The sequence below is a fragment of the Cycloclasticus zancles 78-ME genome, from assembly GCF_000442595.1.
GTDB lineage: Bacteria > Pseudomonadota > Gammaproteobacteria > Methylococcales > Cycloclasticaceae > Cycloclasticus > Cycloclasticus pugetii.
On the sequence record NC_021917.1, the window covers coordinates 1,207,982 to 1,221,894 of the forward strand.

10 protein-coding genes are annotated in these 13,913 nt (G+C 42.9%); 7 read left to right on the forward strand and 3 right to left on the reverse strand.

Features of this window, described 5'->3' with window-relative positions; translation table 11 throughout:
• The first annotated feature begins 28 nt into the window (after positions 1-28).
• Positions 29-1,471, forward strand: a complete 1,443-nt coding sequence (locus CYCME_RS05905; RefSeq protein ID WP_020932410.1) for an NAD-dependent succinate-semialdehyde dehydrogenase — start codon at positions 29-31, stop codon at positions 1,469-1,471.
• Positions 1,472-1,481: 10 nt separating this feature from the next.
• On the opposite strand, the gene CYCME_RS05910 is transcribed toward CYCME_RS05905, so the two are convergent.
• Entirely contained in the window at positions 1,482-1,676 is a 195-nt protein-coding gene (locus CYCME_RS05910) for a hypothetical protein (protein WP_020932411.1), read from the reverse strand.
• Between the two features lie 164 nt (positions 1,677-1,840).
• Here CYCME_RS05910 and CYCME_RS05915 point away from each other — a divergent pair, with 164 nt between their 5' ends.
• From CYCME_RS05915 to CYCME_RS05935, 5 genes are read left to right on the forward strand one after another with little or no spacing between them, the layout of a single operon-like run.
• Entirely contained in the window at positions 1,841-3,001 is a 1,161-nt protein-coding gene (locus tag CYCME_RS05915) for an acyl-CoA dehydrogenase family protein (RefSeq protein WP_020932412.1), read from the forward strand.
• 9 nt (positions 3,002-3,010) lie between these two features.
• Positions 3,011-4,630, forward strand: coding sequence for an acyl-CoA carboxylase subunit beta (locus CYCME_RS05920; protein ID WP_020932413.1), 1,620 nt, complete (start codon positions 3,011-3,013; stop codon positions 4,628-4,630).
• Position 4,631: 1 nt separating this feature from the next.
• Positions 4,632-5,438: an enoyl-CoA hydratase/isomerase family protein gene (locus CYCME_RS05925; protein ID WP_020932414.1), complete on the forward strand. Its 807-nt coding sequence runs from the start codon at positions 4,632-4,634 to the stop codon at positions 5,436-5,438.
• A 3-nt stretch (positions 5,439-5,441) separates the two neighbouring features.
• Positions 5,442-7,412 carry an acetyl/propionyl/methylcrotonyl-CoA carboxylase subunit alpha gene (locus CYCME_RS05930; protein WP_020932415.1) on the forward strand — a complete coding sequence of 657 codons (1,971 nt, stop codon included), beginning with the start codon at positions 5,442-5,444 and terminating at the stop codon, positions 7,410-7,412.
• Positions 7,405-9,204: an acyclic terpene utilization AtuA family protein gene (locus tag CYCME_RS05935; protein WP_020932416.1), complete on the forward strand. Its 1,800-nt coding sequence runs from the start codon at positions 7,405-7,407 to the stop codon at positions 9,202-9,204. Before CYCME_RS05930 ends, CYCME_RS05935 begins: the two co-directional genes overlap by 8 nt.
• Positions 9,205-9,323: 119 nt before the next feature.
• Here the strand turns inward: CYCME_RS05935 and CYCME_RS05940 are convergent, their stop codons facing one another.
• Positions 9,324-10,526: an acetyl-CoA C-acyltransferase gene (locus CYCME_RS05940; RefSeq protein WP_015006024.1), complete on the reverse strand. Its 1,203-nt coding sequence runs from the start codon at positions 10,524-10,526 to the stop codon at positions 9,324-9,326.
• A 37-nt stretch (positions 10,527-10,563) separates the two neighbouring features.
• Entirely contained in the window at positions 10,564-12,591 is a 2,028-nt protein-coding gene (locus CYCME_RS05945; protein ID WP_020932417.1) for an FAD-dependent oxidoreductase, read from the reverse strand.
• Positions 12,592-13,043: 452 nt separating this feature from the next.
• On the opposite strand from CYCME_RS05945, the gene CYCME_RS05950 reads away from it, so the two are divergent.
• Entirely contained in the window at positions 13,044-13,898 is an 855-nt protein-coding gene (locus tag CYCME_RS05950) for an HpcH/HpaI aldolase/citrate lyase family protein (RefSeq protein WP_020932418.1), read from the forward strand.
• The last annotated feature ends 15 nt before the right edge of the window (positions 13,899-13,913 follow it).

The window sequence follows — 13,913 nt, forward strand, 5'->3', positions numbered from 1 at the left end:
CACTAAAATAATTATTTGGAGAACAAACATGCAAGACAATGACTATACACAACCTGCTTTGTTTATTGATGGTGAGTGGGTAACACAAACCAGTCGCTATGGTGAGGTACTAAACCCAGCGACAGATGAAGTATTAGCTAAATTTCCTATCGCAGATGAAGAGCAGATTGAGCGTGCACTTGCTTCGTCTGAAGCCGCTTTTGAACAATGGCGTAAAACAAGTTATGACGAACGAATTGAAATTATGCACCGTGCCGCAGCGATTCTTCGTGAAAATGCTGAGCACACCGCACGTTGTATGACGATGGAGCATGGAAAACCACTTGCAGATTCAAAAGGCGAGGTAGAAAATTGCGCATGTCTATTGGAGTGGTGTTCTACGGCAGCTGCGGACCATGTTGACCGCACCTTGCCTGAGTTAAAAGGTTTTGTAGACAGAACCGTGCGTAAAGAGCCAATAGGTCCTGTGGCGGCTTTTCCTGCATGGAATTTTCCAGCCTCATTAGCAACGCGTAAAATGGCCTCAGCGATAGCTGTCGGTTGTTCGGTTATTGTTAAACCCGCAAAAGAAACCCCAGTTTCATTTATGGCGGTAGTTGATGCACTTGATAAGGCAGGTTTACCGAAAGGTGTGGTTAACATACTTATGGGTGATTCTTCGCTGATTAGCAAAAAACTAATTGAATCACCGGTTATTAAAAAAATATCGTTCACCGGTTCAACACCTGTCGGTCAAAAACTGGCTGCGTTAGCCGGAGATCAGGCAAAACCCTGTGTGATGGAACTGGGTGGTCATGCGCCCGTATTGGTTTTTGATGATGCGAAGTTAGACAAAGCAATTGATTTATCAGTAACGACTAAAAGCCGTAACTCAGGACAAGTGTGCATTTCTCCGACACGGTTTTTTGTGCAAGAGGCTGTATACGATAAATTTTTAACAGGTTTTACAGAAAAATTTGCAGCACTTCGGATTGGTAATGGTTTGGATAACGATACTCAAATGGGGCCTTTGGCAAACCCACGTAGAATTGCTGAAATAGATGATTTGGTTCAAGATGCCGTGAGTAAAGGTGCGCGCTTAATGACGGGTGGTAAACGTCTTGATCGTCCAGGAAATTTTTATGAAGCGACGGTATTGGCCGATGTGCCAGCAACAGCAAGAATAATGCAAGAAGAGCCTTTTGGCCCGATTGCAATTATTAATAAATTTAGCAGCTATGATGAAGCGATTGAAAAAGCCAACAATACTGATTTTGCACTGGCTTCATATGCATTTAGTGGCTCGCAAGAAACCATTGATAAGCTGGGTAGCGATTTAGATTCGGGCAAAGTGGGTATTAATGGTTACCCAGTTGTTTTTCTAGACTCACCACTCGGCGGACGGCGTCAATCAGGCTATGGAAGTGAAGGTGGCTATGAGGGATTGGATGCCTATAGAATTGTAAAATTTGTTAGTCAAAGTGCTATTTAGCTGAATGTTGCTAAGCATACCGTTCGACGGCGTCTAAAACCTCTAGTGCTTGCGCGAGTTCCTGTGTTTTTACACAGGGACTCGCGCTTAATAAAAAACTGCTGTTATAAACGTCGATAATCTGTGTAATCATCAATGGATTAGTGGTGTGTTGTGCTATTAACTCATAACGTATATCTGCAAATTTAATTTTTTCGTTTGGCATCTGAAGTCTTTCTGCAATAGAAGGTTATCCCTTCGACCCTGCCAAAAATAAGTATTGATCTCACTCACTAATATCTAAAATGTATTGCAGTATTTAACCTAACTGTTGTTAGTTTGATATTTTTCTGTTTATACTGAACAACCCAATAATAAAAATAATTAACTATGTTGTTTAACCATGAACATGCCATGTTACGTGACTCGGTATCAACTTTTGTTGAGCGTCATATTGCCCCGTTTGTTGATGAATGGGAAGAAGCCGGGATTTTTCCTGCTCATGAGTTATTTAAAAAGATGGGGGACGCAGGACTTCTCGGCATTAATAAGGCAGAAAAATGGGGAGGCTTAGGATTAGATTATTCCTATTCCTTAGTGTTTGCCGAAGAAATAGGGCGAATTAACTGCTCGGGAATTTCAACAGCCATTGGTGTACAAACAGATATGAGCACACCTGCATTGGCAAATTATGGCAGTGATGAATTAAGACGTAATTTTCTGGTTCCAGCAATCAAAGGGGAATCAGTTGGCTGTATTGGTGTGAGTGAAGAAGGTGCGGGTTCAGATGTGGCCTCAATTAAAACGCAAGCACGCCGTATTGGTAACGAATACGTTATTAATGGCAGTAAGATGTGGATTACCACTTCAACGCAAGCTGATTGGGTCTGTTTGTTATGCAATACCGGTGGCGATAAGGGGCCCCATAAAAATAAATCGCTAATCATTGTGCCACTGGATGCTAAAGGCGTAACGCGTGGTAAACGCCTAAAAAAACTAGGTGCGCATAGCTCGGACACCGCACCATTATTCTTTGATGATGTACGAGTGCCGGTTACTAACCGTATCGGTGAGGAGGGGCGCGGCTTCATATATCAAATGAAACAGTTTCAAGAAGAACGTTTTTTTGCGATGTCTAAATACCTGAGTCAAGTTCAAGATGCGGTAGATATTACGATTGAATATACAAAGCAGCGTAAAGCATTTGGTAAACCGTTAATTGCTAATCAAGATATTTATTTTAAATTAGCAGAAATGCAAACCGATATTCAGGCTGTTCGCGCGCTTATCTACCATGCTTGTGAAAAGTATATCAACGGCGAAGATGTCGATATGCTCACCTCAATGGCTAAATTTAAAGTTGGCCAATTAGGACAAACCATACCCTCGGCCTGCCTGCAATACTGGGGTGGGCAAGGTTTTATGTGGGATAACTTAATTAGCCGTATTTTTCGTGATACGCGCTTGTGTTCAATCGGTGGGGGAGCAAACGAAGTGATGCTTGAAATTGTTTCAAAGCGGATGGGTATTCACCCATCATCACTAAGCTAAGTAAACGTTATGGCTGTTATACAAAGTAAGGTAAATACCCGAAGCGATGGCTTTAAAAACAATAGGAAAGAGTTATTAAAGCTGATCGATCAGTTAAATAAGCTCGAAAATAAGGTGCATCTAGCCTCACAAAGAAAGCAAGCGGTCTTTGAGCAAAGAGGGCAGTTATTACCGAGAAGGCGTTTAGAAATGTTGTTAGACCCAGGTGCCAGTTTTATTGAGCTTAGTACGCTAGCTGGCCTAGGCCAACATGACGATGATGGCGAAGAAAATGTTTATGGTGCGGGCATTATTGTTGGTATCGGTTTTGTAGAAAACACAAGGTGTATGGTGTATGTCAATGATGCGGCGATTAAAGGGGGGACAAACATGCCCCATGCGTATAAAAAATTACGTCGCGCGCAAGAGATTGCCAGTACCTCTAGGTTGCCTTTTATTTGTTTAGTGCAAAGCGGGGGAGGAAATTTATTTCTACAACACCTTGGGTTTAACTTGGCCGGACACCGGTTTATGTCACAAGCACAGGCGTCTGCCGCGGGTATTCCGCAAATTACGGTAGTGCATGGCGCATCTACCGCAGGAGGTGCGTATATACCTGGCATGTCAGACTACGTGGTGATGGTCAAAAATAAAGCCCGAGCTTATCTTGCTGGCCCACCATTATTAAAAGCAGCAACCGGTGAAATAGCTGAGGAAGAAGAGCTTGGTGGCGCTGAGATGCATGCTAGTGAATCGGGGCTTGCCGAGTACCTAGCTGAAGATGATGCGCATGCGCTTGAAATGACCCGAGAAATTGTAAAAAGTTTAAATTGGAATAACCGCCTAACCACAACGGCAGAAAAAACTTATAAAGAACCGCGATACGATATTGATGAATTATGCGGCATTGTGCCGGCTGATTACCATAAACCCTACGACAGCCGTGAAGTGATTGCACGCTTGGTTGATGACTCTGACTTTGTTGAATTTAAGGCGAATTACGATCCGTTTACTATCTGCGGTTTTGCAGAAATCGAAGGTCAACATTGTGGCATTATTGCAAATAATGGCCCTATTACTAATAAGGGAGCCGGCAAGTCGACACAGTTTATTCAACTCTGTTGCCAAGCGAATAAACCACTGATTTTTTTACAAAATACTACGGGTTTTATCGTTGGAATTGAGCATGAACAAAATGGCATGATAAAAAATGGTGCCAAGCTTATTCAAGCGGTGGCGAATGCCACTGTGCCTAAAATAACACTCAATATTGGTGGCGCCTTTGGTGCAGGAAATTATGCTATGTCGGGCCGCTCATTTGAGCCAGACTTTCTATTTGCCTGGCCCACTAATACCTTGGCAGTAATGGGGGGCGAGCAAGCCGCAACGGTGATGTCCATTGTTTATGAAAATAAACAAAAAGCGAATAATAAGCCGATTGATGAAGCGTTTTTAGCCAAGCAAACAGAAGATATTTTAGACTACTACTCAAGTGTTTCGTCTGCATTTTATTGCACCTCACAGGTTTGGGATGAAGGCATAATTGACCCACGTAAAAGTCGTCGTTTGCTTGCCGAGCTGATTGATATTGTTGTTCAAGGGCGTGAAACTAAATTAGATGCCAATACCTTTGGCGTGGCGAGGATTTAAAATGATTAATCTACCCAAGGTGGACACGTTATTACTAAAGCATGTGAACGGGCGTCTATACATTACGTTAAATAGGCCTGAACGGCGTAATGCAATGAACGATCAGATGAATGGCGAGTTGCATCAAATGGCCGATTTTTTAGCTAAGTCGGCAGCAATTCGTCTGGTTATATTGCAAGGTGCCGGTGGTCATTTTTGCGCCGGTGGCGATATTAAAGAACGTAAAAACCAAACCGATCAGGCGGCTCAACACCTAGACCCTGCGCGTGACAGAAATATTAGATCGGGGCAGCTATTTAAAAAATTTTTTGGCTTACCGCAAACCTTAATCGTAGTTGTGGAAGGCTCGGCAATGGGCGGCGGTTTTGGCTTGGCGTGTTTGGCAGACCTTACGTTTGTTCATCGTGATGCAATACTGGGCATGCCAGAAACAACATTAGGAATTGCACCTGCGCAAATTGCTCCCTATGTCGTTCAGCGAATTGGCTTAACACCTGCCAAGCAAATGGCATTAACCGGTGAAAGGATTAATGGCGAAAAAGCATATCGCTTAGGCATAGCGCAATACCTTGCCGATTCTAACGAGGCCCTCAGAGACAAATTAGAGTCTGTGATTCAACAAGTAGAACGTTGTGGACCTATGGCATGTGCCGCAACAAAAGACATTATGCATAAGGTGGCTCATCAAATTGATGATGAGATGATTGAGTTTTCGGCAGATGTTTTTTCCAGACTAAACAAGCAAGATGAAGGTCGCGAAGGACATCGCGCCTTTGTTGAAAAAAGAAAGCCGCACTGGATGGCCTGATTAATGAATCATTTTGATACTATCTTGATTGCGAATCGTGGCGAGATAGCCGTTAGGGTCATTAAAACGGCTAAACAGATGGGCTATGAAACGGTTGCTGTTTTTAGCGAGGCAGATCGTGAAGCTCTGCATGTTTCTCTTGCTGACAAAGCGATAGGTATTGGCGAGTCAGACGTTGAAAAATCCTACCTAAATATTGACAAAATAATAGCTGCGGCGCTGAAAACTAATGCTCAGGCTATCCATCCTGGGTATGGTTTTTTATCCGAATCAGCTGAATTTGCGCAGCGTTGTGAAGAAGCTAACTTAGTGTTTATTGGGCCGGATTCGAAGGCAATGGCCATTATGGGAAACAAAACGGTTGCCCGACATAAAATGCTTGAGGCAAATGTACCCCTAGTGCCAGGCTATGATGGACCTTCGCAAGACAACCCAACGTTACAAAAAGAAGCTAACCGTGTCGGTTACCCGTTGATGGTTAAAGCAGCTGCCGGTGGTGGTGGGCGTGGTATACGCATTGTTAAAGACCCACAACACTTAATAACAGAACTTGAAGCGGCTAGAGCAGAGGCACTTAGCAGTTTTGGCTCTGATGAATTACTGCTTGAAAAATATATTGAAAAGGCCCGACATATTGAAATTCAAGTATTTGCAGATCAACTTGGTAACACGGTTTATTTGGGTGAACGAGACTGCTCGATGCAGCGACGGCATCAAAAAGTTATTGAGGAAGCACCTGCGCCGAATATGGATGCCACCTTACGAAAAAAAATGGGTGATGCCGCAGTAAAAGCGGCTGAGGCGGTTAATTATATTGGTGCTGGTACCGTTGAATTCTTATTATGTGTGGATCAATCATTTTACTTTTTGGAAATGAATACGCGCCTACAAGTTGAACACCCAGTAACAGAATTGATAACAGGCTTAGATTTAGTTGAATGGCAGTTATCAGTAGCGGCTGGTGAACCATTAGCGCTACAACAAGATGAGATTGAGCTAAAGGGGCATGCCATTGAGGTGCGTTTATATGCTGAAGATTGTGAGTGCGATTTTATGCCGCAAACAGGGCGTATAAGGCAGTGGAAAATGCCAGTCGCTACGGGTATTAGAGTTGATAATGGAATTGTCAATGAGCAAATTATTAGTCCTTATTATGACTCAATGCTGGCAAAAATTATTGCCTATGGTGCTACGCGCGAACTAGCGATTAGGCGCTTAACACGGGCCTTAAAAGACACGGTTTTATTAGGTTTGCCCAGTAATAAAACTTTCTTACTGGGCTTGCTACAAGATCATACTTTCATGAATGCTGAGGCAACCACGCGGTATATTGAAGAGCAATACCTACCCGCGCAACAAAAACAGGCGGCTCAGGGCCCGGGTGACTCAATGTGGGCAATAGCCGCCATTTTGTTATCGCGAATGCCCGGCACAACAGGTTGGCGAAGTACTGGCACCCTCAGCTGGCCGGTCAGGTTGAAATACCAGCAACAACAACGTGACGTTACGGTTTTCCAAGACGGTTCTGCATACCGTGTTGAATACAGCGATGATGAAATACAAAATATCCTTATTTTAGCGGAGTCTGATGGCGAGCTATTGCTTCAGATTAATGGTATTTGCTGCAAGCTTAATGTTGCGCTAGATGAGCGACACACTGTTTATATTGATAATCGTTCACAGGTCGCGATGTTTGAAAAATTATCATTTTCAGAAAAACAAAACCAAGACACTCTCGGTGCAAACCTTATCGCACCGATGAGTGGAAAAATTGCCGAGGTTAAGGTGATAAAAGGTGACACGGTTAACAAGGGTGATGTGCTGGTAGTGCTTGAGTCAATGAAAATGTACCAAGAGCTTATGGCCCAACAAGAAGGCCTGGTAACGGGCGTTTATATAAAGCCTAATCAGCAAGTAGAAGTGAATATGCCGTTGATAGATATCGTCACCAGTGAGCAGGCTAACGATGAATAAAATCAAAATTGGCGGTGCTTCTGGCTATTGGGGTGATAGCGCCTATGCAACAGAACAATTACTGACAAAAGGTAATGTTGATTATTTGGTTTATGATTATTTGGCCGAGGTCACCATGTCACTGTTGGCGAATGCAAAGTCAAAATCTGAACAGCTTGGCTATGCAACTGATTTTGTGCAGCAAATACTGAAACCTAATTTACAACAGATCGCCGAAGGTGGAGTAAAAGTCGTTGCCAATGCAGGGGGTGTCAATTTACCTGCGTGTAAAGAGGCGATCCAAGCCATTTTAGATGAGCAAGGCTTAGCACTGAAAATTGGCACCGTTGATGGTGATAATTTAATGCCAAAAGAAGCTGCATTACGCGCATCTGGCATAACTGAAATGGAAACTGGCGAACCGTTTCCCAACAAACTAGCCAGCATTAATGCCTATTTAGGCGCTTTCCCCATAGCGGCGGCACTCAATGCGGGTGCAGATATTGTCATTACCGGTCGTGTTGTTGATTCGGCCACCACATTAGGGGTCTTGATTCATGAATATAACTGGTCGGTTGATGACTTAGATAAACTATCGATGGGAGCGTTAGCAGGGCATTTAATCGAATGTGGCTGTCAGGTAACAGGAGGTAACTTTACCGACTGGCATGACAGCTGTGATGGCTGGGCTGACATGGGCTACCCCATTATTGAATGTGATGAAAGTGGTGATTTTGTTGTTACAAAAGCTACCGGAACGGGGGGCTTGGTTTCTAAGCTGACTGTTGCAGAACAATTGGTGTATGAAATAGGCGATCCGCAAACCTATTTCTTACCCGATGTTGTTTGTGATTTTTCGCAGGTTAAATTAACCGAACAAAGCACTGATCGGATATTAGTTACGGGCGCTATTGGCTATCCGCCAAGCGCTCAATATAAAGTCTCGGCGACTTATTTAGATGGTTATCGCGCCGTTTATACGCAGCTATTAACGGGCTTTGATGTATTAAAAAAAGCCGAGCTAACGGCCAATGCAATTTTAGAGCGTTGCGAAAAACTGTTGGCTAACGCCGGTTACGCAAACTTTAAACAACATTCAATTAACTACTTAGGCGCTAATGCGTTATGGAATAAAGAACACTTTTCTATACCGCAAGAGATACAAGAAATAGTATTAAGAATAGTGGTTCATCATGATAAGCGTGATGCGGTTGCTTTATTTTCAAGAGAAGTAATGGGCGTTATCTTAAATATGACGACGGGGCGTTGTGCAGCTGGTCAGGCAGGCCGGCCTAAGGTGTCGCCAGTGATTAGTTTATATTCATTTCTAATCGATAAAAACTTGGTAAACGCCGTGGTTGAGGTAGAGGGTAAGCCGTTAACCTACCCACAAGCGTCTGGCAATACGTTTAATGACAATATGGTTCATCGTAAGCCTGACCCAATAGTAAGGCAAAGTGATAAAAATGCCATACAAGTACCTTTGGTTAAACTGGCGGTCGCGCGAAGTGGTGATAAAGGGCGGTTTGCCAATATAGGGGTGATTGCACGTCGGCCTGAATATATGCCGTATATTGCTCAAGCCTTAACCGAGCAGACAGTATCTGATTGGTTTTCTCATGTAGTAAAAGGCCGTGTAGAACGTTTTTATTTGCCGGGTATCGATGCGTTTAATTTCCTCTTACAAGATGCGCTAGGGGGAGGAGGGGTCAGTTCCATGAATATAGATACACAGGGTAAAACTTACGCACAGCAAATTTTAAAAATGCCAGTTAAGGTCCCAGCTGGCTTGTTAAAAAATGAAAGGCGTTAAGGTGTCTAGAGTTCTTCTATGCTAGTCAATAGGGTATTCAAGCGCAGCATAAAAAAGGGTGTGTTTAATACACACCCTTTTTAACTAAACGTTTTAAATAAAACGTAGCGGAGCGCCCGTTAAGAACGTTCAATAACCATTGCTATCCCTTGCCCAACACCAATACACATTGTAATAAGAGCATAACGACCTTGTGTGCGTTGTAGTTGATGGCTAGCAGTTATCGCAAGCCTTGCACCAGACGCACCTAGTGGATGACCAACAGAAATAGCGCCACCGTTGGGATTAATACGAGGGTCATCTTCGGCAATACCCAGTTGTTTTAAACCACCAAGCACTTGCGCAGAAAACGCTTCATTCACTTCGATAATATCCATTTGTTGAAGTGTTAAACCCAGTCGTTTTAATAATTTTTGGCAGGCAGGCACAGGGCCTAATCCCATCATCGATGGTTCAACACCCGCTGATGCGCCGCCTAGAATACGGGCCATAGGTTTAAGCTCATGTTGTTCACCATAAGCACGTGAGCCAATAACTAAAGCCGCTGCGCCATCATTAATACCAGATGCATTGGCGGCAGTAACAACGCCATCTTCATAAAGCGTGCGCATGCTGGCCATTTTATCTAAGCTTGTATCGGCCCGTGGGTGCTCATCTTTATCGACAATAATGTCAGGTTTGCCACGTTTTTGTGGAATGTTAACGGGAATTATTTCTTTATCAAAATAGCCTTTCGCTGTTGCGTCAGCCCATTTTTGTTGTGATTGATAAGCAAAAACATCACATTGCTCACGCGTAATACCCAGAGCTTTAGCGACGTTATCAGCAGTTTCTGGCATGGCTTCGTGACCATATAGTTTTCCAATTATTGGGTTTGGAAAACGCACACCAATGGCGCTGTCGTAAACCGTAATGTCTTTACTAAATGCGGTGTTGCTTTTGTTAAAGGTTAAAGGGGCGCGTGTCATGCTTTCAACACCACCTGCAATAAATAAACTACCCTCATCACAGGAGATAGCACGAGCGGCGTCAATAATTGCGGCTAAGCTACTGCCACAAAGCCTATTAACGGTTTGCCCGCTTACCTCGACAGGTAAGCCTGCGGCTAATGTCGCATAACGTGCTACGTTTCGGCTATCTTCACCGGATTGACAAGCGCAGCCCAAAATAACATCGTCAATTAATAATGGGTCAATATTGTTTCGTGTAACCAGCGCCTTAATAACGCTAGCGGCTAAATCGTCCGGTCGGACGTGTGCCAGTGAGCTGCAATATTTTCCAAAAGCAGTTCTTGCTCCATCGTAAATGTAGGCATCTAACATGGATGTCTCCTTAAGTTAAGTTGTGGTTGAATGTTGATTAAGTACTTAATGTGTAGGCGAGTTTAATGCCATCGCTAATGGCTTGTGCTGCATCAAGTTCTCGTACTTCTTTAGCGCCGCCTATTTTGTATACATTGGGAGCTAAATCGCCAAGTTGTTGGGCGAGTTCATCGCGTGATTCTTGGCCTGCGCAAATAACAATGCTGTCAGCGTGTAATAACTGAGTAGTTCCTTCTTTTTCTATGTGTAAGCCTGTTTCACCAATTTTTATATAATTAAGTTCGCCAAGAAATTTAACACCACGTTTTTGCAATTCTGCTTGATGAATCCAGCCAGTTGTTTTTCCAAGCGTACGACCAAACTTTCCGGCCTTACGTTGTAAAATCGTAACAGTACGTTTGCTTTTTATTATCGGTTTAACTGACGCGTTTAGCCCACCAGACTGAAGACCTGTTGGATCAATTCCCCAATGTTTGTTAAACGAGTCAATGGGCTCTAGGCCGTCATCTTGATGGGTTAAAAATTCAGCCATATCATAACCAATGCCACCGGCACCTATTATAAGCACGGTTTGACCTATTTTCTCTGGTGAATTAAAGGCCTCTTCGTAGCTAAAGACATTAGGGCGATGAATGCCTGGAATATTTGGTTTGCGTGGCTTAATACCAGCAGCAATGACAATTGAGTCATACTTTGCATCGTTTAGCTGCGCTAAGGTGACCGTCGTATTTAGCTGAGTATTAACGTGGTATTTTTTAAGCATAACGTTGAAATACCGAAGTAATTCATCAAACTCTTCTTTACCCGGTACCTTACGTGCGTAAGCCATTTGTCCACCAATATCAGCAGAAGCGTCAAACAACGTAATGTTGTGACCAAGTTTTTTAGCTTCAATAGCAAAAGATAAACCAGCCGCCCCAGCACCAATAACGGCAATATTTTGTGGGTTAGGGGCTGGTGGTAATTTGGGCATTTTTGTTTCGTGGCAGGCACGCGGGTTTACCAAACAGCTAACAGTTTTAAAATTAAATAAATTATCTAGGCAAGACTGATTACAGGCAATGCAGCTATTTATTTCATCACTTCGTTGTTGCTGGGCTTTAATAACAAAATCAGGGTCAGCCAAAAAAGGCCTAGATAAATAGACTAGGTCGGCATCTCCTTGTTGTATAAGCGTGTTGGCCACCTCGGTGGTGTTAATCCGGTTGGCAGCGGCAACAGGGATATTGACCACTTGTTTAATCATACGGGTAGCCCAGCTAAAGGCAGCTCGTGGAACTTGCATCGCAATGGTTGGTATAGATGACTCATGCCAACCAATACCCGTGTTGATCAAGTCGACACCGTTAGCCTCTAAGAGCTGGGCAAATTGTTGCGCTTCATGAATAGTCCAACCATCTTCAACCAGATCGAGCATTGACATGCGGTATTGAATAAAAAATTGAGAACCTACTTTTTCTCGAATCGATTGCAATACTGTTAATGAAAAACGAGCACGGTTTTCGAAACTGCCGCCCCATTGATCGGTTCGCTGATTTGTACGTGAGGCGGTAAATTCATTAAGGAAATAACCCTCGGAACCCAATAATTCAATGCCGTCAAAACCAGCTTGTTGCGCAAGAGAGGCACAATTTACGTAATCGTCAATGGTACTTAGAATGTCCTTCTCAGACATTTCTTTGGGTTCAAATTTATTAATAGGTGAACGAATAGGGCTGGGCGCAACTAGGTTCTTTTGCTTTGCGTAACGCCCAGCATGAAGAATTTGTAAAATAATATGACTACCTGATTCATGTACAGCATCTGTAATGATTTTATAATCGGCAACTTGCTCAGGGTCTGTTAGTTTCATTGAACCTGGGCTGAGTAAGCCTTGCTCATTAGGCGAAACACCACCGGTAACAATAAGGCCAACGCCGCCGTCTGCACGTTCTTTATAAAAAACAGCTAAGCGGCCAAAAGGATCGTCACTATGATCTAGCCCAGTATGCATAGAGCCCATTATGAAACGGTTAGCTAAGCTTAAAGAACCGATTTTAATGGGTGAAAATAAGTGATTTGGCATACGTTTCCTTTTTTGCATGAGTGTATTGTTGCGTCTTTGCTTTTAAGATTTTGAAGCAGATTAAAGCGCTTCACAAACTAACGATTGTTTGATAGATTGTTAAGCAATTATACCGCTCAAACAGAACAAATACAGCATAGCGCCACGATGATAACGATGGGTTAATCTATCAATTTGGCAATGGTGTTGTGAATATTACGTTAAATGGACGAAAAGAAAAGTGTGTGACCCAGATGCCGGATGAAGAAATAATAAAGATTAACTTCAATAACAACGGTTAATGCTGCACGATGGTATTTATAGGCTAATAGTTTATTAAAAGTGTTGATAGCAACGCTATGTATCAGCTAGCCAATTAAAAAACAAACCTAATTACTGATGAAATGCTATTAAACTATAGCGCTTGAAAAGCCTTGGTTTGCTGCGTTTTTAATAATAAATATATAAATAATATGACTAACACTATACAACTATGCCGCTCGATTTTATTTGTTCCAGGGGCGATTCAAAAACGCATAGATAAAGCGGCGAACATTCCTGCAGATGCGATTGTTTTTGATCTGGAAGATGCCGTATCGCCCGATGAAAAAGTGCGTGCAAGGCAACAGGTGGTAGAAGCCTTAAAGTCGTCTGCTTTTAAAGGCAAACAATTGATTGTGCGAATCAATGGCATTTCTACACCTTGGTTTGAAGAAGACATTAAGGCAGTTGTCGCGGTTGGTAATAGTGCAGTGATGTTGCCAAAATGCGAAACGCCAGAAGATATTAATACGGTAAAAAAATATTTTAATAAAGCCGATATTGCGCTGTTTGTTATTATTGAAACAGCAAAAGGCGTGTTGGATGTAGCGGCTATTTCAAAGGTATTAACACCACAAGACTCTGTTTGTTTTGGTCATGTGGATTTTGCTGCCGATATGGCGCTTAATGAAGCCGATGCCAGTGAAGGGGTTATTTACCAGTCACGCTGTCAAGTTGCTTTAGCGGCAAGAGCGTTTGGCGCATCGCCTATTGATAATGTTTGCTTAGAAATTGCCGATGAAAAAGCAATACACGATGACACCTTAAAAGGCTTAAAACTCGGGTATGCTGGAAAGCTATGCATACACCCCAACCAAGTGCCCATTGTTAACAAAGTGTATACCCCAACACTGGATGAAGTAGACAAAGCAAAAGCTATTTTAGCGGCTTGGGATGTTGCTCAAAAAGAAGGCCACGGGGTATTTACCTTCCAAAATAAAATGATTGATCTGCCTGTTATTCGCGCCCAACAGAGTATTTTAAGGCGCTACCAAATGGCGCAATAATAAGAGACTTATACG